The 21,727-nt window shown below is 69.0% G+C and carries 16 protein-coding genes and 1 riboswitch; of the genes, 6 read left to right on the top strand and 10 right to left on the bottom strand.

What is annotated here, in order from left to right; genetic code table 11:
* Positions 1 to 145 precede the first annotated feature (145 nt).
* Together car and NM1_RS07870 are read left to right on the top strand one after the other, a co-directional pair.
* A complete protein-coding gene (gene car, locus NM1_RS07865) occupies positions 146 to 3,640 on the top strand; it encodes a carboxylic acid reductase (RefSeq protein ID WP_068015804.1) in 3,495 nt (1,164 codons plus the stop codon).
* Positions 3,641 to 3,709: 69 nt separating this feature from the next.
* Complete coding sequence (locus NM1_RS07870) at positions 3,710 to 4,495, top strand: IclR family transcriptional regulator (protein WP_068015807.1); 786 nt, start codon at positions 3,710 to 3,712, stop codon at positions 4,493 to 4,495.
* A gap of 82 nt (positions 4,496 to 4,577) precedes the next feature.
* Here NM1_RS07870 and NM1_RS07875 read toward each other — a convergent pair whose 3' ends face one another.
* The 8 genes from NM1_RS07875 to lpdA all read right to left on the bottom strand — a co-directional run bounded on the left by NM1_RS07875 (position 4,578) and on the right by lpdA (position 14,976).
* The gene (locus NM1_RS07875; RefSeq protein WP_068015809.1) at positions 4,578 to 5,516 is read right to left on the bottom strand and encodes a hydroxymethylglutaryl-CoA lyase; all 939 of its coding nucleotides are present in this window, start codon (positions 5,514 to 5,516) and stop codon (positions 4,578 to 4,580) included.
* Positions 5,513 to 6,754 carry a CaiB/BaiF CoA transferase family protein gene (locus tag NM1_RS07880; protein WP_068015811.1) on the bottom strand — a complete coding sequence of 414 codons (1,242 nt, stop codon included), beginning with the start codon at positions 6,752 to 6,754 and terminating at the stop codon, positions 5,513 to 5,515. Before NM1_RS07880 ends, NM1_RS07875 begins: the two co-directional genes overlap by 4 nt.
* Before the next feature lie 11 nt (positions 6,755 to 6,765).
* A complete protein-coding gene (locus tag NM1_RS07885; RefSeq protein WP_068015818.1) occupies positions 6,766 to 8,208 on the bottom strand; it encodes a GntP family permease in 1,443 nt (480 codons plus the stop codon).
* 248 nt (positions 8,209 to 8,456) lie between these two features.
* A complete protein-coding gene (locus tag NM1_RS07890) occupies positions 8,457 to 8,975 on the bottom strand; it encodes a nicotinamide mononucleotide transporter family protein (RefSeq protein ID WP_211339326.1) in 519 nt (172 codons plus the stop codon).
* Positions 8,976 to 9,101: 126 nt separating this feature from the next.
* Positions 9,102 to 9,230, bottom strand: a riboswitch (FMN riboswitch).
* Positions 9,231 to 9,815: 585 nt separating this feature from the next.
* Positions 9,816 to 11,384: a dihydrolipoamide acetyltransferase family protein gene (locus tag NM1_RS44430; RefSeq protein WP_281278059.1), complete on the bottom strand. Its 1,569-nt coding sequence runs from the start codon at positions 11,382 to 11,384 to the stop codon at positions 9,816 to 9,818.
* Positions 11,377 to 12,387 carry an alpha-ketoacid dehydrogenase subunit beta gene (locus tag NM1_RS07900; protein WP_211339325.1) on the bottom strand — a complete coding sequence of 337 codons (1,011 nt, stop codon included), beginning with the start codon at positions 12,385 to 12,387 and terminating at the stop codon, positions 11,377 to 11,379. Before NM1_RS07900 ends, NM1_RS44430 begins: the two co-directional genes overlap by 8 nt.
* A gap of 23 nt (positions 12,388 to 12,410) precedes the next feature.
* The gene (pdhA, locus tag NM1_RS07905) at positions 12,411 to 13,514 is read right to left on the bottom strand and encodes a pyruvate dehydrogenase (acetyl-transferring) E1 component subunit alpha (RefSeq protein ID WP_084519258.1); all 1,104 of its coding nucleotides are present in this window, start codon (positions 13,512 to 13,514) and stop codon (positions 12,411 to 12,413) included.
* Positions 13,515 to 13,527: 13 nt separating this feature from the next.
* On the bottom strand, positions 13,528 to 14,976 hold the full coding sequence (gene lpdA / locus NM1_RS07910) for a dihydrolipoyl dehydrogenase (protein WP_068015826.1): 1,449 nt from the start codon (positions 14,974 to 14,976) through the stop codon (positions 13,528 to 13,530).
* 252 nt (positions 14,977 to 15,228) lie between these two features.
* Between lpdA and NM1_RS07915 the strand changes: the two genes are divergently transcribed.
* Positions 15,229 to 15,717, top strand: coding sequence for an FBP domain-containing protein (locus NM1_RS07915; protein ID WP_068015830.1), 489 nt, complete (start codon positions 15,229 to 15,231; stop codon positions 15,715 to 15,717).
* 82 nt (positions 15,718 to 15,799) lie between these two features.
* On the top strand, positions 15,800 to 16,747 hold the full coding sequence (locus NM1_RS07920; RefSeq protein ID WP_068015833.1) for an alpha/beta hydrolase: 948 nt from the start codon (positions 15,800 to 15,802) through the stop codon (positions 16,745 to 16,747).
* Positions 16,748 to 16,763: 16 nt separating this feature from the next.
* Here NM1_RS07920 and NM1_RS07925 read toward each other — a convergent pair whose 3' ends face one another.
* The gene (locus tag NM1_RS07925) at positions 16,764 to 17,429 is read right to left on the bottom strand and encodes a TetR/AcrR family transcriptional regulator (RefSeq protein ID WP_068015836.1); all 666 of its coding nucleotides are present in this window, start codon (positions 17,427 to 17,429) and stop codon (positions 16,764 to 16,766) included.
* 158 nt (positions 17,430 to 17,587) lie between these two features.
* Here NM1_RS07925 and NM1_RS07930 point away from each other — a divergent pair, with 158 nt between their 5' ends.
* Both NM1_RS07930 and NM1_RS07935 read left to right on the top strand, forming a co-directional pair.
* The gene (locus NM1_RS07930; RefSeq protein WP_068015838.1) at positions 17,588 to 19,651 is read left to right on the top strand and encodes a CocE/NonD family hydrolase; all 2,064 of its coding nucleotides are present in this window, start codon (positions 17,588 to 17,590) and stop codon (positions 19,649 to 19,651) included.
* A 236-nt stretch (positions 19,652 to 19,887) separates the two neighbouring features.
* Positions 19,888 to 20,655, top strand: coding sequence for an SDR family oxidoreductase (locus NM1_RS07935; RefSeq protein WP_068015841.1), 768 nt, complete (start codon positions 19,888 to 19,890; stop codon positions 20,653 to 20,655).
* 147 nt (positions 20,656 to 20,802) lie between these two features.
* Here NM1_RS07935 and NM1_RS07940 read toward each other — a convergent pair whose 3' ends face one another.
* The gene (locus NM1_RS07940) at positions 20,803 to 21,696 is read right to left on the bottom strand and encodes an alpha/beta fold hydrolase (protein WP_068015848.1); all 894 of its coding nucleotides are present in this window, start codon (positions 21,694 to 21,696) and stop codon (positions 20,803 to 20,805) included.
* Between the last annotated feature and the right edge of the window lie 31 nt (positions 21,697 to 21,727).

Consider the following 21,727-nt stretch of genomic DNA (forward strand, 5'->3'; position numbering starts at 1 on the left):
ATGCCTTTGGCCGGGATCCCTCCTCATGTCTTGACATTCGTGCTTGGGCCCGGTGGTCTAGTGTCAGGTTAAGTTAACGGTGATACTGGCTTGGCGACTGCGTGAAGTACTCGGAGTGCAGTCGAAAGGGCGAGGGAGGACGGTCATGACCAGCGATTCGGGGCGGACGGAGCGTGAACGTCGGATCGCGGGGATTCTGGCCGATGAGCAGGTGCGTGCCACGCTGGCGTCGGAGTCCGTGCGGGAGGCGCTGCGGCGGCCCGGGCTGCACCTGGCGCAGATCGTGGAAACGGTCATGACCGGTTACGCCGACCGGCCCGCGCTGGGGCGCCGCGCTCACGAACTGGTCACCGACGAGACCGGCAGGCGGGCGCGTCGCCCGCTGCCCTCCTTCGACACCCTCACCTACCGCGAGCTGTGGTCTCGTATCCGGGCCGTGGCGTCCGCATGGCATCACGATTCGGAGCGGCCGGTGCGCGCCGGGGATTTCGTCTGCACGATCGGCTTCACCAGCGCGGACTATGCCGTGGTCGATCTGGCGTGCGTGCACCTCGGTGCGGTCTCGGTGCCGCTGCAGTCCAGTGCCCCTGTCTCGCAATGGAAATCCGTCATGGCCGAGACCGCGCCGCGCGTACTGGCCACCGGCATCGAGACGCTGGAGCACGCCGTGACGGCGATCGTGACCGGCACCGCGCCCCAGCAGCTGATCGTGTTCGACTATCACCCCGGCGACGACTATCACCGGGAGGCAATGGAATCCGCGCAGCGGAGGCTGGCCGAGGCGGGCAGCCCGGTGCTGCCCGAATCGCTCGACGGGCTGCTCGAGCGAGGAAATGCAATGCCCCCGGCGCCCCTGGCCGTCCCGGCGGACGGCGACGACCCGCTGGCGCTGCTGATCTACACCTCCGGCAGCACCGGCACACCGAAGGGCGCCATGTACACCGACCGCCTGGCGGCGGCAATGTGGCTGTACTCGAACGAGATTCCGGTGCCGGGGATCACCTACAACTACATGCCGCTCAGCCACGTCGCCGGTCGGCTGCTGCTGGGCGGGACGCTGACCCGCGGCGGCACCGCGTACTTCGCCACCAGCAGCGATATGTCCGCCCTGTTCGACGACCTCGCCCTGATCCGCCCCACCGAGCTGCTGTTCGTCCCGCGTGTGTGCGAGATGGCGTTTCAGCGCTATCACGGCGAGGTCGATCGGCGGGTGACGGCGGGGGAGGACCGCGCCGCGGCGGAGCAGGCGGCGGGAACCGAACTGCGGCAACAGGTTTTCGGCGGCCGCTACCTGACGGCGCTGTGCGCCAGCGCGCCGCTCTCGGCGGAGCTGAAGACCTTCATGGAGTCGCTGCTCGGGGTGGAGTTGCACGATGGCTACGGCTCGACCGAGGCCGGAGGCGGCGTCGTGATGGACAATCAGATCCGGCGCCCGCCGGTGCTGGAATACCGGCTGGTAGACGTTCCCGAGCTCGGCTATTTCGGCACCGACCGGCCGTATCCGCGCGGTGAACTGCTGCTGAAGACGGTGACGATGTTCCCCGGCTACTACAAGCGGCCCGAGATCACCGCCGAGATGTTCGATGCGGACGGCTTCTACCGCACCGGCGATATCGTCGCCGAGACCGGTCCCGACCGGATCGAATTCGTCGACCGCCGCAACAACGTGCTGAAGCTGTCGCAGGGCGAGTTCGTGGCGGTATCGAGGCTGGAAGCCGCGTATTCGACCAGTCCGCTGGTCGAGCAGATCTTCGTCCACGGCAGCGGCGAGCGCGCCTATCTGCTCGCGGTGATCGTGCCGACCGCCGAGGCACTCGACCTGCCGCGGGACGACTTGAAGACGGCCCTGAGCGATTCGCTGCAGCAGATCGCGCGGGACGCAGAATTCGAGACCTACGAGATCCCGCGCGATTTCCTCGTCGAGACCGAACCGTTCACGATGCACAACGGCCTGCTGTCGGGTATCGGAAAGCTGTTGCGCCCCAAGCTGAAAGAGCGCTACGGCGAGCGGCTCGAGCGCCTGTACGCCGAGCTCGCCCGGGAGCAGGCGGAGCAACTGGCCGCGCTGCGCCACGGGTCGGCCGAGCGGCCGGTGCTGGATACGGTGAGCCGGGCGGCGCAGGCCCTGCTCGGATGCTCCGGTGCCGCGCTGCGGCCGGATGCGCATTTCACCGATCTGGGTGGCGATTCGCTCTCGGCGCTGTCCCTGTCGACCCTGCTGCAGGAGATCTTCGCCGTCGAGGTGCCGGTCGGTGTCATCGTCGGTCCGGCCACCGACCTGGCGCGACTGGCCGACTACATTGCCGCCGAACGCGATTCCGCGGGCCGCCGGCCCACCGCCGTCGCGGTACACGGCGAGGGTGCCCGGGTCGAGGCCGCCGACCTCACCCTGGACCGCTTCCTCGACGTCGGCATCCTGGCCGCGGCGCCCGCGCTGCCGCACGCCACCGAGCCGACGCGCACGGTGCTGCTGACCGGCGCCAACGGTTACCTGGGCCGCTTCCTGTGCCTGGAATGGCTGGAGCGCCTGGCGGATTCGGGCGGCATCGTGATCTGCCTGGTGCGCGGCGGCGACGCGGAACACGCCCGGTCGCGGCTGGACGCGGCCTTCGACAGCGGCGATCCGGAGCTGCTGCGGCGCTACCGAGAGCTGGCCGAGGGCACGCTGGAGGTGCTGGCGGGTGATATCGGTGAGCCGAATTTCGGTGTGGGAGAGGAGCAGTGGCGGCGCCTCGCCGACACCGTGGATCTGATCGTGCATCCGGCCGCGCTGGTGAACCACGTGCTGCCCTACGACCAGTTGTTCGGCCCGAACGTGGTCGGCACCGCCGAGGTGATCCGGCTCGCCCTGACGACGCGGCGCAAGCCGATCACTTACCTGTCGACGGTGGCGGTGGCGGACCGGGTCGATCCGCGAATCTTCGCCGAGGACGGCGACATTCGGGACATCAGCCCGCGGCGATCGGTCGATGACGGGTATGCCAACGGGTACGGCAACAGCAAGTGGGCAGGTGAGGTGCTGCTGCGGGAGGCGCACGACCTGTGCGGGCTGCCGGTGGCGGTGTTCCGGTCGGACATGATCCTGGCGCACAGCCGCTACTCGGGCCAACTGAACCTGCCGGACATGTTCACTCGGCTGCTGCTGAGCGTGCTGGCGACGGGCGTGGCGCCGAAGTCGTTCTACGAGATCGATGTCGAGGGCAATCGGCAGCGCTCGCACTACGACGGGCTGCCCGCGGACTTCACCGCGGCGGCGATCACCGCCCTGGGTGCCCGCATCACCTCGGGCTTCGAGACCTTCGATGTGCTCAATCCGCACGACGACGGCCTGTCGCTGGACGAGTTCGTGGACTGGCTGGTGGCCGCCGGGCATCCGATCGAGCGCATCGACGACTACGCGGAATGGTTGTCGCGCTTCGAGACCGCGCTGCGCGCACTCCCCGAACACCAGCGCCAGCAGACCCTGCTGCCGCTCCTGCACGCCTTCCGGCGGCCCGCCCCGCCCATGCGCGGGGCCGCCCTGCCCGCGAAGAAGTTCCGCGCCGCGGTGCAGGAGGTGCTCGGCGGCGACATACCGCACATCGACCGGCAGCTGATCGAGAAGTACGCGAGAGACCTGGAACTGCACCGCCTGGTCTGAGCGCTCCCCATCCGGCGACTCACGGTGGGCATCGGGCCACGAGTACCGCCGCGGCGTAGATTCGGCGGTATGTCGAGTGATGACGGCGGTGCGGCCTCGAAGAATCAGCCTTTGCTGGTGCTGGTCAAGATCACCGAGATCCTCGACGCGTTCTCGCTGGCGCGGCCGTCGATGACCCTCGGCGAGATCCAGCAGGCCACCGGGTTCCCGACGTCCACGGTGCAGCGGCTGGTCACGAACATGGTCGCGCAGGGCCTGCTGGACCGCGTGGGCGACCAGATCCGGATCGGGCTGCGCATGAGCTACTGGGCGGCGACGGCGGTGAAGGGCCTGGATCTGCTGTCGATTGCCAACCCCGTACTGCGCGAGATCCGGGACAAGACCGGTGAGACGGCCTGCCTGTTCCGGGCCGAACACGGGTTCCGGGTGTGCGTCGCGATCGCCGAGACCCGGCACGCGCTGCGCCGGGACATGTACGTGGGCAAGATAATTCCGCTGTACGCCGGGTCCGCCGGGCGCATCCTGCTGGCCTGGAATCCGGAGCTCGCCGAGTCGGTGCTGTCGGCGCCGCTGGAGCCGCTCACCGAGGGGACCGTGACCAGCCCGGAGGAGTTGCGCTCGCTCATCGCCCAGGCCAAGGCCGACGGCTACGCGATCACGGCGGGGGAGCGCGAGGATTCGGCGTCCGGGCTGTCCGCGCCGGTCTTCGACGCCTCCGGCGATGTCGTCGCGGCCGTGACGATCAGCGGCCCGACCATCCGCATGCCGCAGGCGCAGTGCGAGGCCTGGGTCGACCTGCTCGTCGGCTACGCCGAACAGATCACCCGCACCATCGGGGGCCGCCTGCCCGCGTGAGCAGGGCATACGCTGCTGATCTGCCTCGGCGCCGCTGTGGTTCGGCCGAGCACAAGGCCAGAAGTCCGGGCGGTGACCGCTACTACGACTGTGCGCCCACCACCCACTCGAACGCCGCGGCCTTCGAACGTGCTCCCTGCGCGGCTTTCGACCGGTTGGGCTCGCCCAGCTCGGCGAGCAGCGCGTCGGTGTGGTCGACCAGCTCGGCGAGGGTCGCGGGATCGAACCAGTCGGGGCGCGTGGCGAACAGCAGATCCTCGGTGGCGGTATTGCCGCTGGCGCCGGGGGCGAAGGGGCAGCCGCCGAGGCCGCCCAGCGCGCCGTCCACCATCGTGGCGCCCGCGTCGATCGCCGCGAGGGTGTTGGCGACGCCGAGACCCCAGGTGTCGTGGCCGTGAAAGACGATGCGCCGCTGCGGAGTCCGGGTGCGCACGGCGGTGACCAGCTCGCGCACCTGCACCGGTACCGCTTGACCGAGCGTATCGGCGAGAACGATATCGCCCGCGCCCGCCGTGCGGGCGTCGTTGGCGATGGCGATCACCCGCTCGGGATCGACGGCGCCCTCGAACGGACAGGTGAACGACGTGGCGATGCACAGCTGAATGGACCCGCTCGCCTCCTGGGCCAGCCGGACCGCCGCGGGCATGGCGGCGACGCTGTCCTCGGTGCTGCGGCCGATATTGGCCCTGTTGTGCGAATCCGAAGCGGAGAAACAGTATTGGAAGTTGCGCGCACCCGCCGCGGCGGCCTTCTCGACGTGGCGCGGCGTCGCCACCCACACCCAGCACCGGGCCAGCTCGTCCGGGGTCAGCTCGGCGATGACCTCGAGCGTATTCGCCAGTGGCGGTACGAGATCCGGGCGCGCCATCGAGCCGATCTCCAGCGCCGGAACGCCGAGCCCGAGCAGCGTGCGCGCGGTCTCGACCTTGCGTTCGGTCGGCAGCAGCTTGCCGGTGAGCTGCAGCCCGTCGCGCAGCGTGACGTCGCGCAGTTCGGCCGCGGGTGTGTAGGCGAACGTCATTGCGTGCCTCCTGTGCCGGAAGTGCCTGTGATGGTGTCGATTTCGCCGTCGGTCAGCCGCAGCACCGAGGCGAGTACGTCGCGGGTGTGCTCGCCCAGATCCGGTCCGACCGTGCGGATCGGCAGCGATGCGCCGCCGATGACCGGGACGATACCCGGAAAGCCGACGGTGGCGGGTTCGGCCGCCCCGGTATCCACGGCGAACTGCTGAATCATGTTGCGCGCCCGGTACTGCGGGTCGTCGACGATATCGGCGACGGTGTAGATCGGACCCGACGGCACGCCCGCGGCGTCGAGAATCTTCAGCGCCTCGTCGCGCGTGTGCCGGACCGTCCACTCGGCGATCGCCGCGTCGAGCTCCTCGCGGCGGCGCCAGCGGGCGGCGTTGTCGGACAGTTCGGGGTCGTCGGCCAGGTCCGGCCGCCCGATCACCTCCATGTAGCGCTGGAATATCGCGTCGCCGTTGCCCGCGATGATGATGCTGGCGCCGTCGCCGCACGGGTAGGCGTTGCTGGGGGCGATGCCCTCCATCCGGCCGCCGACCCGTTCGCGCCGGATGCCGTAGGCTAGGTAGTCGGGGACCAGCGATTCCATGACCGACAGGACCGACTCGTTCAGGGCGACGTCGACGATGCGCTCGCCCAACGGAATCGAGGTCTTCGCACCGGCACGCTGGAACAGCGCCATCACGGTGCCGAAGGCGGCGTAGATTCCCGCGATCGAATCGCCGATCGAGACACCGGTGCGCACCGGCGGCCGATCCGGATCGCCGACGAGTTCGCGCAGCCCGCCCACCGCCTCGGCCACGGCGGCGAATCCGGGCCGCTCGGCCAGCGGGCCGGTCTGGCCGTATGCGGAGATGCGGGTGATCACCAGGCCCGGCCTGGCCTCGTCCAGCACCTCCGGCCCGAGGCCCCACTTCTCCAGCGTGCCCGGGCGGAAGTTCTCCAGCAGCACATCGCATTCGCGGACGAGATCGAGCACGAGCGTCCGGCCCGCCTCCGTCTTGAGGTCGAGCACGATCGACTTCTTGTTGCGATTGATGGTGCGGTACAGCATCGAGGTGTCGCCGCTGTACAGCCGCCACCGGCGCAGCTCGTCGCCGGTGACCGGGCGCTCGACCTTGATCACCTCGGCGCCGAAGTCCGCCAGCATGCGGCCGGCGGTCGGGGCGGCGATGTAGTTGCCGAGCTCGAGCACGCGGACACCGGCGAGCGGGCGAACATCGTTGTCTGGCATAGCTTCTCCGATCACAGCAGCGCGCTCAGCGGCAGGATGAGCAGGATTGCCACCACCGACGCGACCGAGACGCCCACCGAACAGGTCTTCAGCGTGCCGCGCGTGGTCTGGCCCAGCAGCGACTGCAGCAGCCAGAAGGTGTTGCTCGTGACGTGCACCGCGAACAGCGATCCGGCACCCGCGGCCAGCGCGATCAGCACCGGATCGATGCCGAGCGCGGGCGCGACCGGGCCGAGGATTCCGGCCGCCGTGATCGCCGAGATGGTCACGGATCCGACGGCGACGTGCAGGATCGCCGCGATCAGCCACACCATCAGCAGCGGCGCGGCGGTGTTCGCCGTGAAGTATTCGCCGAGAATCTTGCCGAGGCCGGTCGCGGCGATGGTGGCCGCCAGCGAGCCGCCGACCCCGGTCAGGATCAGGATCTGGCCGCTCTCCTTGAATCCGGTGGCGACCGACCGCTGCATCCGTTCGGCCCCGACGGCGTAGCGGCCGACGACGCTGGTCCCGACCAGACCGATCAGCAGCGCGATCACCGGCGAGGCCAGGAACTCGACCACCGGGTTGTGTACGTCGGCGACGTCCAGGATGGCGCCGAGGGCGATCAGGACCAGGGCGGTGAGCAGGGGTGCCAGCAATACCATCAGCGGTGTTTCGGAGCGGGTGGTCGCGGTTGCTTTGGTGCCCAGGGCGCTACCGGATCCGGTCTCGCTGCCGCTCCCGGCCTCGGCAGTGATTCCGGGGCCGGTACCGCTGGAATCCGATGCGGCGAAGCCGCTGTCGCCGGGACCCGGCTCCTCGCCGAGGAACGGCTGTTCGTCACGTTCCTCGCTCCACCAGCCGCGGTCGAACAGGAAGCACATGATCGCCACCGCGATGGCGACCGTGGGGATCACCAGGAGCACGCCGAACAGCAGCATCTTGCCCAGCGGCACGCCGAGCAGACCGGCCAGCGCCAGCGCGCCGACGCCCGGCACGGTGAGCACGATGCCGCATTCGCCGCCGATCGCCAGGGCCGTGGCCATCCGCGCCGTGCCCTTCTTGCCGATCTTGGCGGCGAGGCTGCGCGCGAGCGGCGCCGAGATCACCAGCAGCACGTCGAGGAAGATCGACTGCAGCAGGGTGGCGACCGTCAGCGACATCGCATACGGCATTCGGTTGGGCCCGAAAACCTTCAGCAATGCCCCGACCAGGCGCTGGATCGCGCCCGTTTCCTGCAGCATGGCACCCATCAGCACGCCGAACGCGATCAGCAGTCCGACCTCGGCCATGATGTCGCCGAAACCCCCGGTGATGGTCTCGATGGTCTTCTCGGTGCCCAGCCCGGCGGTGAGGCCCAGGTAGGCGGAGCCGATGACCAGCGAGACCGCCGGGTTGAACTTGAATCGGACGATCAGCAGGACGACCGCGAGGATCGCGACTCCCGTATTGATCATCGTTGCAGCGTCTGACATGCGTAAATCCCATCGAGCCGCACTCGGCGAGTGCTTGTTTCCCGCCGTGTGGAGCACGAAGTGTGCCGTGATGCGGGCCACAGTAGGCCCACATTATGAGCAGAGATTCACGATATAAGCAACTGTCGCGGGTTGCGTCAGCCGCTCACGGCCGCGGGCTGCGCCTGCCGGGCTCGGTACTCTCGCCGCCACCGGTTGAAGCCGACCAGCACCAGCAGGAAGAAGACACCGTAGACGGCCCCGGAGACTTACAGCCCGGACTGGAATGCCAGCGGGACACCGACGAGGTCGACCAGCATCCAGATGATCCAGAAGTCGACCAGGGCGCGGCTCTGCGCGAACGTGGCGATGGCGCTGCCGACGAAGATGTACGCGTTCGCCCACGGCGACCACGCGACGTGCAGCCAGGTCAGGTGGATGAACAGCTCGGCCACCAGCACGGTGCCCAGCACCAGCACGGCGAGCAGGACGATGCGCTCGCGGGCGGTCGCCGGTCGCACGAGCAGGCCGTGGTCGTCGCGGGTGCCGCAGGTCCAGGACAGCCAGCCGTAGACGGCGAGAGCGCAGAACAGTATCTGCTTGAGCGCATTACCGGGGACGTGCGCGTCGATCGAGGCGGCCAGCAGCAGTAGCGCCCCGGCCAGCTGCACGGGCCAGGTCCACATGGTCTTGCGCATGGCCAGCCACACCACGGCCAGCGACAGGATATTGCCGGTCAGATCGGTCCAGAGAATGTGCTCGCCGAAGAGCTGGAATCCCGCGTTCACGCGGCAGCTCCCGCCGAGTCGTCACCGGTGTGCATCTCCCGAACCTCCTCGATGCCGAAGCTCCGGGGGTTCGAGGGCGGCCCGGAAATGCCGGACGGCCGAGGACCGCTCAGGAGGAGCGGACCCGCGCACTGCCTCCCATCCGGACTCTCACCGTCGGTCCCGGAATTGCACCGGATCAACCGGCCGCTGGCTGCGACCGGCTCGCGGACTGTCACCGCCGGTTCGGATTTCCACCGACCCCGGAGCGCGCGTTCACTTCGGCCAACCACATCCATGCAGTGCGGTATTCCTGTGCGCAGTGCCGACGGGGGTGTGACGTGGACCTCGCCGGGAGCATGCGCGGCAACAAGATCAACCGGCCTGCTCGGTCACTGTCGTGCTCGAGACGGCAATTGTTGCCGCGCCGGACCGAATTGTGACCGCACAGGCCGGGAGGGAAGGGGTGGTGACGCGTGGCGACCGCGCATTGCTCACTCCGGAACCGGGATGGCTTGTGTGGGCCCGGCGCAGAGATCTCGTGAAGTCGCGCTCCGGACGGAGTCCCTGCGTCCGCCGGAGCTGGTATGGGTGCCGGGTGATGGGACGGCCGGTAACCGTGCCCACCACCCGGCGGGTCCCGTCGCCCCGGCGAAGGTGCGGGGGCTCGCGTGCACTTGTGGTGCCCCGGCGGGAATCCCGGCTTCCGCTGAGCGGGCACTGGTGCCGGGATGACGGGATGCCGGTGGCCTTCGGGGTACGCACCAACCCCGCCGCACCCCTTACGTGTTCCCGCACCCCTTTCAGGGCCTTGTAGGTGGTGCGGGAACACGCAGGGCGTGCGTGGTTGGTTCGGTCGGGTTACGCGATGATGCGCAAGGGGTGCTCCAGGAGGTCCTTCAGGTGCTGGAGGAACTTGGCGGCTATGGCGCCGTCGATGGCGCGGTGGTCGGCGGACATGGTGATGCGCAGGATCTTGCGCGCGACCACCTCGGTGCCGTTCAGGCGCAACTCGTCCTGGGCGGCGCCGACCGCGAGGATCGCGGATTCGGGCGGGTTGATGACGGCTGTGAACTGCTCCACGCCGAACATGCCCAGATTCGAGATCGTGAAGGTGCCGCCGGACATCTCGTCGGCGCGCAGCTTGCGGTCGCGCGCTCGTCCGGCCAGCTCCCGCGCCTCCGCGCCGATCTCGGAGACGCTCTTGCGATCGGCATCGCGGACCACCGGCACCAGCAGCCCGGCGGGCGTGGCGACGGCGATGCCGAGATGGATCCCGTTGTGCCGCAACAGCTTGTCTCCGGCGAAGGACACGTTCACCGCCGGGTCCGCGCGCAGCGTCGACGCCACCGCCTTGACCAGCAGATCGTTGACGCTGACCTTACCCTTCCCGGCCGCCTCCAGTGTCTCGTTGAGGTCCGCGCGGAAGGCCAGCAGGTCGGTGACGTCGATCGCGCTGGTCAGGTAGATGTGCGGCGCCTGCTGCATGCTCTGCGCGAGCCGGGTCGCCGACACCTGCTGAATCCTGCTCAGCGGCACGTCCTCGTAATCGCCGGAGGGGAGGGGCGCGCCCGGTGCGGATGCGCTGATGCCCTCGGCGGGTGCCGACGGGCTGGTGACTGCCGAGCCGGTGGATGCGCCCGCGCCGATCCCGTCATGCCCGTCGCCCGAGGTGCCGGGGTCGAGTGCCGCGCCGGATCCGGCCGCCGCGAACCCGCCAGTGCGATGGGCGGATTCGACATCCTGCCGGGTGATCCGCCCACCGGGCCCGGTGCCGGTGACGGCCGCGAGGTCGACGCCGAGTTCCCGGGCGATCTTGCGGGCCAGCGGCGACGATTTCGGCCGTCCGGAGGCGGTGGTGGTCGTATCCGGGCGGCCCTCGCCTGGCATCGAGCTGCCCTGTAGGCCGGAGCTTCCAGCGCTCGTCGCCGAACCACCCTGCCCGGTACCGGCCGCCGGGTTGCCCTGCGCTCCGCCGTCCGCGGCGGGGTTGGTCGACGCCGCCTGTGCGCCACTGTTTCCGGAGACCGGGGCATCCGCCACGCCGCCGCCGGAGGCCGCAGCCGGATCCGCTTGTGCGCCATCGCTACCGGAGGCCGCGGCCGAGCCCGCCGCCCCGGTGCTACCGGCCGCGGCCGAACCTGACTGTGCACCAGAGCTTCCGGCCGGTGCTCCGGCGGTGGCTGCCGCACCGCTCCCGTCGCCGACGATCGCGATCGGCTCGCCGATCGGCACGCGGGCGCCCGCGTCGGCGAGGATCTGTTCGAGCACGCCGTCGTCGTAGGCCTCCAATTCCATGAGGGCCTTGTCGGTTTCGATCTCGGCGAGCACCTCGCCGCGGGCGACCGGATCGCCCACCTGCTTGAGCCAGGAGGCGATGACGCCGTCCTCCATGGTGTCGGACAGGCGGGGCATGGTGATTTCAGGCAAGGGAGGCGTCCTTCGGGTTCGGCGTCCGGCGGCCCACGGCCGCAAGGGTTTCCACCGCGGCGGTGTACAGCGAGTCGGCCGACGGCAGCGCGAGCCGCTCCAGCGGCTTCGCGTAGGGCAGCGGCACCTCGGCCATGGCCACCCGCCGCACGGGCGCGTCGAGGTAGTCGAAGGCGCCGTCGGAGATGGATGCGGCCACCTCCGCGCCGATGCCGTAGGTGAGCCAGTCGTCCTCGCCGATCACGGCGCAGCCGGTCTTGCGCACCGATGCGACGAGGGTGTCGCGGTCCAGCGGCCGCAGACTGCGCAGGTCGATCACCTCCGCCGAGATCCCTTCCTCGGCAAGGCGTTCGGCGACCTGCGTGGCCACCGTCGCCATCCGCGAGTAGCCGATGAGCGTGATGTCGGCGCCCTCCCGGGTCACCGCGGCCTTCCCGATCTGCACGTCGGGGATCTCCTCGGGCACTTCGCCCTTGGTGTTGTAGAGCGACAGGTTCTCCAGGAACAGCACGGGATCGTTGTCCGCGATCGCGGCCCGCAGCAGCGCCCGCGCGTCGGCGGGGGTGCTCGGCGCGACCACCTTCAGCCCGGGGACGAACGCGTAGTACAGCTCGATGTTCTGTGAATGCGTCGCACCCAGCTGCTGGCCGCCGCCGCCCGGCGTCCGGATGACCATCGGGACGCTGGTCTGGCCGCCGAACATGCCGTAGATCTTGGCGGCGTGGTTGACGATCTGATCGAGGGCCAGCAGCGAGAAGTTGATCGTCATGATCTCCACGACCGGGCGCAGCCCGAGCATGGCCGCGCCGATGGCGGCGCCGACGAAACCCTCCTCGGCGATCGGGGTGTCGCGCACCCGCTTCTCCCCGAATTCGGCGAGCAGCCCGGCGGTGATCTTGTACGAGCCCTCGAAGATGCCGATCTCCTCCCCGATGAGGAGGATGTCGTCGTCGCGCTGCATCTCCCGGCGCAGGGTGTCGCGCAGCGCTTCGCGATAGGTCATGACAGGCACGGTGAAGTCCTCTTTCAGGCGTCCGCGGGGAACAGCGGATCGGCGGGCAGGCGGCGGGAGTCACCCGGAACCGGTGTGGCGTAGGTGTAGTCGAACAGGCTCGACGGCTCCGGGTGCGGGCTGGCGTCGGCGAACGCGACAGCTGCCTCGACGCCCTCGCGCACCTCGGCCTCGAAGGCGGCCGGATCCTGCTCCGACAGCACCCCGGCCGCGATCAGCTCGGCCTGGAAACTCGCGATCGGATCGTTCTCGCGTGCGGTCGAAACGTCCTCGGCGGAACGGTATTTCGCCGGATCGACCACCGAGTGCCCCTTGAGCCGGTAGCTGACCGCCTCCAGCAGCGCCGGTTTGCCCTCGCGCCGTGCGCCTTCCAGCAGTTCGGCCGCGATATCGCGCACGGCCAGCACATCGGTGCCGTCGACGCGTTCGCCCCGCATCCGATAGGACTCGGCCCGCTTGTACAGGTCGGGCTCGGCCGACGACCGCTCGACCGTGGTGCCCATGCCGGTCTGGTTATTGATCACCAGGAACACGATCGGCAGCCGCCACAGTGCGGCGATGTTCAGCGATTCGTGGAAGGCGCCGATATTCGTGGTGCCGTCGCCCATCTGGCACACCACGACGTCGTCGCCGCCGCGGTAGTCGACGGCGAGCGCGGCGCCGACGGCGAGCGGAACCTGGCCGCCCACAATGGCATAGCCGCCCAGCAACCGGGTCGCGGTGTCGTACATGTGCATCGAACCGCCCCAGCCCTTGGAGGTGCCGGTGGAGCGCCCGTACAGCTCGGCCATCACCCGGCCGGGCTCGATGCCCTTGGCGATGGCGTAGCCGTGCTCGCGGTAGTTGGTGAACAGGTAGTCGGTGGGACGCATGGCGGCCGCCATGCCCACCACCGTCGCCTCCTCACCCAGGTTGAGGTGGCAGTAGCCGCCGATCTTGGCCTGCTGGTAGCTCTGCGCGGTGCGCTCCTCGAAGCGCCGCACGAACAGCATGTCCCGGTACAGGCCGCGCAGCGTCTCCGGATCGTCGGTGGCAAAGCGCTTGTCCGCCTTGGCGTTCGCCTTGGGCTTGGCGGGCGACTTGCGGGTGGTCTTGCGCGGGGCAGTGGTCGTGGTCACGGGTGGGACCTCCTCAACGCTTGCGCGGCGCGATGTGTACCGGCAGGCCGAGCCCGGTCAGGGCCGCCTCCATGCCGATCTCGCCGAGGGTGGGGTGGGCGTGGATGGTGTCGGCGAGCTCGTCGAGCGTCGCCTCCAGCGAAATCGCCAGGGCGCCTTCGGTGATCAGATCGCTGGCCGACGGCCCGATGATGTGCACGCCGAGCACTTCCTGATGCCGTTGCCCGGCAACGATCTTCATGAAGCCCTCGGTATCGCCGAAGGTCTTCGGCCGACCGAGCGCGGCGAACGGGAACTTCGCGGTGATCACCTCGTGCCCGGCGGCGCGCGCCCGCTCCTCGGTGAGGCCGACGCTCGCGATCTCCGGATGGGTGAAGGTGGCGGCGGGGATTACCGTGTAGTCGATGTGGGCCGGATGCCCGGCGATCACGTCGGCGGCGGTCAGGCCCTGATGCGAGGCGACATGCGCGAGCAGCGCCCGGCCGGTGACGTCACCGATGGCGTAGACATGCTCGACGCCGGTGCGCAACTGATCGTCGACCTCGATGAATCCCCGTGCATCCGTGGTGATTCCGGCCACGTCGAGGCCGAGGTCGGCGGTGTTGGGGCGGCGCCCCACGCCGACCAGCACGACATCGGCGTCGAGTTCGCGCGCCTGCGGGCCGCCGACGGTGACCCGCAGGGCGTCCCCCTGTGCGATCGACTCGACCGTCGACCCGGTGAGCACGCTGATGCCACGCTTGCCGAACGATCGGCCCAGCGCCACGCCGATATCCTTGTCCTCCAAGGGAACCAGGCGATCCTGCAGCTCGACGATCGTCACCTCGCTGCCGAAGGTGGCGAACAGGCTCGCCCATTCGGCCCCGACCGCACTGCCGCCGACGACCACCAGCCGCCGCGGCACCTCGGTCAGCCCGAAGGCGCCGTCGGAGGTGATCACGCCGGGGAGATCGGCGCCCGGGATCGGCAGCCGCGCGGGCACCGAGCCGGTCGCCACGATCACGTCCCGCGCGCCGATCTGCCGGACCGGGGTGGTGGGCGCGGCGGCGTAGCGCGGGCCGCCGGGGAAGATCGGCGAGGCGCCCACCTCGTGCACCTCGACGGTGGTGGGGCCGGTGAAGCGGGCGTGCCCCTCGATGATGGTGACCCCGTTGGCCTTCAGCAGGCCCGCGACGCCGTCGGTCAACTCCTTGACGATGCCGTCCTTGCGCTGCCGCACGGCGGCGAAGTCGAACCGCACATTGTCGGCGAAGACGCCGAAATCGGCTGCGGCGGAGACGGTCTGGAAGACCTCGGCGGAGCGGAGCATGGCCTTGGTCGGGATGCAGCCCCAGTTCAGGCAGACCCCGCCCGGCCGCTCCTTCTCGACCAGTCCCACGGACAGTCCGCGCTGCGCCGCGCGGATGGCGGCGACGTACCCACCCGGGCCGCCGCCCACGACCAATAGATCGAATTCCGGCACTCGTGGTGCTCCTCGTGTCGACGATTACGACTCCGCCCCGGTTGTGGCGTGAGTCATCCCCGACGAGTCTTGTCGCCACAGAGTGCACAAACAATGACCCGAAAGCCCAGGAATCGCGGCCCGTAAATGGGCTCTGCGCCCAGTCTCCGAGTCTTCGAATAATGGTTTGCGTGAGGCTATCAAGTTTAGGTAGAAACCTAAGCATCATAGGTTTCGACGATTCGCCTCGATGGCGGAAGAAGGGTATCCATCATGAACCCGCTCACCGAGCAGGAAATCCGGGCATCGTTCGTCAACTGTTCGAAGGGCGAGGCCAAGCGTCTGCACGTCCCGCGTGATCTGCGCGATCGCCCCTGGGGTGACCTGGACTTCCTGGGCTGGAACGATCCGTCGGCGGCCGGCCGCTGCTATCTGGTTGTCCCGCAGGAGGATCGGCTCGTCGGCGTGGCCCTGCGCTACGAGACCGGCGGCTCGGGCCGGACGCAGATGTGCACCATCTGCCTCACGACGCACACCGCGCACGGCGTCTCGCTGCTTGCCGCGCGCAAGACCGGCGAGTCCGGGCGGCTGGGCAATACGGTCGGCACGTACATGTGCACCGACCTGGCCTGCTCGCTCTACGCCCGCAACAAGAAGCGCCCGGCGCTGGGAGCGCGGTACCGCGAGGACCTCAGCCCCGCGGAGAAGGCCGAACGCGTGCGCACGAATATCACGGCCTTCCTGACCAGGCTTGACGACTGATCGATCGATCGGGCCGTAGCCGCAGGGCCCCAGCGACTTTCACGATTCCCGGCGGGGAAGTGATCTTCGGGCGTACAACGGAATGGTGAGGGCTTCAAGATGTTCGGCCGCGCTCCTGAGTGTTCTGGTGACCGCTGCCGCGGTGATGGTCCTGTCGGTGCAGCCCGCCGCGGCGGATCCGGCGCACGTCGTCGGCGAGGAGTCCCTGGGCGGCTCGGTCTCGCGGGTGGACGTGTATTCGCCCTCGATGAACCGGGTGGTGAGCAACCGGGTGATCCGGGCCGCCGGTGGCCCCGCGCCCACCCTGTACCTGCTCACCGGCATCGGCGGCGGTCTCGACGGGATCTCCTGGTGGGACGACACCGACGTCCGCGAGTTCTTCGCGGACAAGCACGTCAATGTCGTGATGCCGGTCGGGGGCGCGTACAGCATGTACACCGACTGGGTGGCCGACGACCCGGTGGTCGGCCGGGGTCGGTGGCAGACGTTTCTCACCCAGGAACTCCCCGCGGCCCTCGACGGGCACCTGGGCGCCACCGGGAGCAATGCGATCGCCGGGGTGTCGATGAGCGGGGGCTCGGCGGTCGACCTCGCCATCCAGGCGCCCGCGCGCTACCGCGCCGTCGCGTCCTACAGCGGCTGTCCCTGGGCCTCGGATCCCGTCGGTATCGCCCTGGTGAGCGCCCAATTGGCGCGCGGGGGAGCGAATCCGGCGAATATGTGGGGCATCCCCGGTGCCGCGCACTGGCAGTCGCACGACGCATTCCAGCGGGCGCACGCACTCGCCGGTAAGACCGTCTACCTGTCGGCGGCCTCCGGCGCGCCGGGCCCGATAGACCAGGGCGGCATCCCGTTCCCGCCGGTCGAGGCGATCGCCAGCACCTGCACCGCCGCCTTCGCCGGGAGGCTCGCCGAAATCGGTGTTCCCGCAATCCATGTGAACCGTCCGGAGGGCTCCCACACCTGGGGCCAGTTCGAGGCGGACCTGCACGATTCCTGGCCTCATCTGGCGGCGGCCCTCGGCGCCTGACCGGCCGGGCGCTACCTCACTCGCCCGGCCATTCCGGGACGCCGAACAGGGCGAGGGTGATCTGGTAGAGGTGCGGAAGCAGCGTGGGCAGTGCCGCCGGGCCCGGTCCGTCCAGGCAGTCCCGGATGCGGTCGTCCACGGCGCCGATGAGCGCCTCGAAAATCTCCGGAGGTATGTCGGACGGGATCTCGCCCGCGGCCCGGCCGATGTGGAAGGCGGCCGACATCCGGTGCGCCAGCACCGTTTTCATCTGCCGTCGCTGCTCCGCCACCACCGGCCCGGCGACCAGGCATTCGATGTGCAGCGCGCGGGCGCACGGGCTGTTGTCGGCCAGCACGCGCAGGTACTCGCTGAGCGTGGTGCGGATCAGCGTGCGCCACTCGGTGCGCGGGGTGCCCGCGATGCTCGCGTCGAGCTGGCCGACGACATGCTCCACCGCCATCGCGAAGGCGGCGGCGAAGCAGTCGTCGCGGCCCTGGAACTGCTGATAGAAGGTCCGGCGCGACACGCTCGCGCGGGCAACGATATCGGCGACCGTGGTGGCCGTGTAACCGCGCTCGGCGACGGCCTCGAGCACGCCGAAGTACATCCGCATGCGCTGCGAGTGGACCACGTCGGCCGGGTCGAGGCCGTGGGTGCCCCGGGGTAGGCGCCCGCGGTCGATACCGGCTTCCAATCCCATTCCCCGAGCATAGGCGTCGCCCGAATGTGATCTGAGTAACAAACTATCGAAACATGGGAAACCGGGTCGCCCCGACCGCACCATGGGTACGCCATTGTTTATAAGCCCGGGGCGCAGTAGCTTTCGCATCTCCGGGCTCGAGAAAGGGGGACACGTCGATGAGGGCAGTACGTCGGGGCCTCATCCGGTCCGCAACGATCGCCATGGCCTTGTCCATGACCACCCTGTGGCTGACACCCGCCACGGCGGCGACCGAACTACCACCCGATGGCGGGCGGCCCGCCAAGGAGTGGCTGGCCGCGCACGACGGCCCGCCGAAGTATCCGGGCCGATTCCCCGGGGACGTGCACGTCGAATTCGACGTGCCGATCACGATGAGCGACGGAACGGTGTTGAAGGCCAACATCTATCGACCCATGGACGCTACGGGCCGAGTCGTCGACACGCCGCTGCCGACGATCGTCAACCTCACGCCGTACACGAAGTTCGCCGCATTCCTGGCCGATGTCGCGCTGTCGGTGCCCGCCCTGTCGGACGCGATGATCCAGCTGGTCAACATGTTCGACTTCGCGGGTACGCCGTTCGACTCCATCACGGACCTGACCCGCGCGCTGAGCGGCGGTGCGCCACGGTCTTTCGGCGCCGACCGCAAGCTCGTCCAGCAGGGGTACACGCAGATCGTCGCCGATGTGCGCGGTACCGGCTACTCGCAGGGCGCCTGGCAGTTCTTCCAGAGCCGCGAAACGCAGGACACCGTCGAGCTGATCGACTGGGCGTCGAAACAGCCCTGGTCCGACGGCAATATCGGCATGAACGGCATCTCGTACTCCGGGATCAACCAGTACATGGCCGCGGCGCAGAATCCGCCCGCGCTGAAGGCGATCTTCCCGGTCGAGGGCAGCACCGACAAGATCGGCGACGTGGCCGCGCCGGGCGGCGGGCTGGGCCTGTTCGCGCCGCTCTATATCGCCATGGTCGATGTGATCCAGAACTTCCCGGACCCGATCGGCGTGCTGCTGGGCCACCTCGATTTCCAGTGGCTGCTGGACCGGATCTCCAGTCCCTTCGAGTTTTTCGACTACATGCTGATGGCGCTGACACCCGACGTGAACACGCTGCCGGAGCCGCTGCGCAGGCAGCTCGAGCCCGGCAGTCCGCTGCGGGAGGCGTTCGCCGACAGTCATCCCGAGCGTATCCGGGTGCCGACCTTCGCCTACGGCGGCTGGCACGACATCTTCGCGCCGTCGAGTTCTCGTTCGTTCGAACGGATTCCGCTGCCGCCGGAGCAGAAGAAGCTCATCATGGGCGATACCTACCATGCCAATCCCGGTTCGGGATTCGGCAATCCGGGCCGTCCGCCGCGGCTGGATGTGCTGCAGATGGCCTGGTATGACAAGTGGCTCAAGGGGATCGACAACGGCATCGACGACTACGGCCCGGTGGTGCTGTGGCAGCAGGGCGGCGGCTGGACCACGACGACCTCGTTCGCCCGGCCGGACATGAACTATCAGCGCATGTACCTGTCGCCGGTGCGCAGCGGCACCGCCAACAGTCTCTACGACGGCTCGCTCACCCCCGATGTGCCCGGAGGTGTTGCGCAGCTGACGGTTTCGCCGCTGAGCGGTGCGACGGCCCTGTGTTCCCGGGATTCGGCGGTCGAATCGGCCGGCGCGCTGTCGGTGCTGAATTTCTGCTCCCGTGACGACCGGATCCACGAGCTCGGCGGCCTCACCTTCACCAGTGCGCCGGTGGCCGAGCCGACGCAGCTGTCCGGGCCGATCACGGCGCACCTGAACACCAAGTACGACACCACCGAGGGCTACTGGTCGGTCACGGTGAACGATGTTGCGCCCAGCGGGCAGTCGACGGTGCTGGCCAGCGGGCAGCTCACCGCCTCGCTGCGCGCGGTGGACGAGGACCGGAGCAAGAAGGACGACAAGGGTGACTACACCGAAACCACCTACCAACTGACACTGGACTCCCGGCAGCCGCTCGTGCCGGGCCAACCCACCACGCTCGATGTGGCGGTCAACCCGACCGATGCGGTCCTGCAACCGGGGCACCGGCTGCGGATCGACGTCTTCGCCAGCAACTTCCCGCGCGGCATGCTGCTCCCGCCGCTGCTGGTCGAAAGCCGCCTCGCCGCACAGCATCTGGTGCTCGACGAGGCCGAACCGAGCTTCGTCAATGTTCCTTCGAGTAAGCCGATCGCCGGGGGCTGAGGGAGGGGCCTGCGGATGCGCGTTCCGAAGCGCGCCCGCAGGCCGCCCGGCACCGGTCTGTGGGCCGCTGTGAACCGTGGTGCTCGTGAACTCCCCGCCGGACGAGCGCCGCGGATTGCGCAGACGACTCGCTGCGGCGCAACACCATTCACCTGTGGCATTTCGCACCGGCTGCGGGACTTGGCGACGGTGCTGCATCGGCCTAGCCTCTACTACGATACGTAGTAGGAGGGGTTATGGGCACACTGCAAGGCAAGACGGCGTTGGTCACCGGGTCCGGCCGGGGTGTCGGGCGTGGCATCGCCGAGCGGCTCGCACGCGACGGGGCGCTGGTCGCGGTGCACTATTCGGCGAGCGAGGAGGGCGCGCGGGAGACCGTCGCCCGGATCGAGAAGGCCGGTGGCCGTGCGTTTCTCGTGCGCGCGGAACTCGGTGCACCGGAAGCGGTGGCGGAGCTGTTCGACGCGCTCGAGGCGCAACTGCGTGCGCTGACCGATTCGGCGACCCTGGACATCCTGGTCAACAATGCGGCGCACGCCGGGTTCGAGGGCACGATGCCGGAGGAGGTCACGCCGGAACTGTTCGATCGGCACATGGCGGTGAATGCCAAGGCGCCGTTCTTCCTCACGATGCGCGCCCTGCCGTTGATGTCGTCCGGGGGTCGCGTCGTCAACATCTCCTCGGGAATCACGCGCACGTCGCATCCATCGCAGATCTCCTACGCGATCAGCAAGGGCGCCCTGGAGCAGGTGACCCTGCATCTGGCCCGGCATCTGGCCCCGCGCGGAATCACCATCAACACTGTGGCACTGGGGATTACGAACAACGGCGACCCCGTCTTCGACGACCCGCACACGGTCGCCGCGCTCGCGGAGATGTCGGCCTTCGGCCGCGTCGGCGAGGTCTCCGACGTCGCCGACGTCGTCGCGTTCATGGCCTCGGCGGATTCCCGGTGGATCACGGGAACCTTCGTCGACGCCAGCGGCGGCACGCTCCTGGGCTGAAGCCCGTGGGCCCCGCGGGATCGCGCTGCCGATCGAGCGAAGGCGCGCCCGCTGCCGTCGCCGCCGTGGGGTTCGGGGCCGATCGGAGTCGGGTCCGCACCCGCCCGGGCACACCGTTCTGCCCGGGCAGCGGCACGACCTCGGGGATCACCGTCCGGCGACGGCGATGTCCGCTTCCTGCGAGACTCCGGCCGATATCAGGTGATTGTCGGTGCGGTGTAGGAAGTCGATCAGTATGTCGGCGATCGCGGGCATATCGACGAAGGCCACGTGTGATCCGCCCGGTATCTCGGCGAATTCGGCGTTGGGCATCGATGCCGCGGCCGCGCGGAGGGCGTCGGGTGGAAACAGTGAATCCTGTTGGCCCGCAACGACCAACGCCGGTAGGCGGATGCGTTCCAGCTCCGCGGTGTGCGATCGGTGGGCCCAGTCGCGGCATGCGGCGGCATGTCCCACGCGGCCGTCGTAGGGCCGGGGCCCGCCCATCATCGAGTCGGCGATGCTGAGATAGTCGCGTTCGGTGGCCTCCCAGTCCCCGACGGGGCGGACCAGATCCAGGCCGAGCAGCCGCCGCATAGCGGGCGGTACCGGCTCCATGGAGTGCACCTCGACCAGCGTGTCCATGAAGGCCTGCCCGAACTGGGACACGTCACCGATGCCGGCGATGAACGTCGCCGACAGGAATGCCGTGGGACGCGCGACAACCGCTGTCTGAGCGATCATTCCGCCCATCGAGGTACCGACCACGTGGCACGGCTCCAGCCCCAGCGCATCGACCACGGCGAACATGTCGTCGGTGAGCTGGCCGATCGTGTACGGCGCATCGGTGACCTCCGACGGCGGCATGCCCCGATGGTCGTAGGTCACCACCTGATACCCGGCCTCGACCAGTGCCGGTACGGTCACGGGATGCCAGGCGGCGGCGCGATTGGACCCCGACACCAAGAGCACCGACGGGCCCTCGCCGGCGATCGTGCACACCAGTTCGGCTCCGTCGCGGGCTTCTACCGTGGCATTGCGTTTTCGGAGAATCGATCTCATCGAGATCCTTTCTGTCGCAAACATGGGAATG

The sequence above is a fragment of the Nocardia mexicana NBRC 108244 genome, from assembly GCF_001613165.1.
GTDB classification, from domain to species: Bacteria; Actinomycetota; Actinomycetes; order Mycobacteriales; family Mycobacteriaceae; genus Nocardia; species Nocardia mexicana.

Coding starts and splice junctions, on each gene's coding strand:
- car (WP_068015804.1), top strand. CDS start 146: ATGACCAGCGATTCGGGGCGGACGGAGCGTGAACGTCGGATCGCGGGG.
- NM1_RS07870 (WP_068015807.1), top strand. CDS start 3,710: ATGTCGAGTGATGACGGCGGTGCGGCCTCGAAGAATCAGCCTTTGCTG.
- NM1_RS07875 (WP_068015809.1), bottom strand. CDS start 5,516: ATGACGTTCGCCTACACACCCGCGGCCGAACTGCGCGACGTCACGCTG.
- NM1_RS07880 (WP_068015811.1), bottom strand. CDS start 6,754: ATGCCAGACAACGATGTTCGCCCGCTCGCCGGTGTCCGCGTGCTCGAG.
- NM1_RS07885 (WP_068015818.1), bottom strand. CDS start 8,208: ATGTCAGACGCTGCAACGATGATCAATACGGGAGTCGCGATCCTCGCG.
- NM1_RS07900 (WP_211339325.1), bottom strand. CDS start 12,387: ATGACCTATCGCGAAGCGCTGCGCGACACCCTGCGCCGGGAGATGCAG.
- NM1_RS07915 (WP_068015830.1), top strand. CDS start 15,229: ATGAACCCGCTCACCGAGCAGGAAATCCGGGCATCGTTCGTCAACTGT.
- NM1_RS07920 (WP_068015833.1), top strand. CDS start 15,800: ATGGTGAGGGCTTCAAGATGTTCGGCCGCGCTCCTGAGTGTTCTGGTG.
- NM1_RS07925 (WP_068015836.1), bottom strand. CDS start 17,429: ATGGGATTGGAAGCCGGTATCGACCGCGGGCGCCTACCCCGGGGCACC.
- NM1_RS07930 (WP_068015838.1), top strand. CDS start 17,588: ATGAGGGCAGTACGTCGGGGCCTCATCCGGTCCGCAACGATCGCCATG.
- NM1_RS07935 (WP_068015841.1), top strand. CDS start 19,888: ATGGGCACACTGCAAGGCAAGACGGCGTTGGTCACCGGGTCCGGCCGG.
- NM1_RS07940 (WP_068015848.1), bottom strand. CDS start 21,696: ATGAGATCGATTCTCCGAAAACGCAATGCCACGGTAGAAGCCCGCGAC.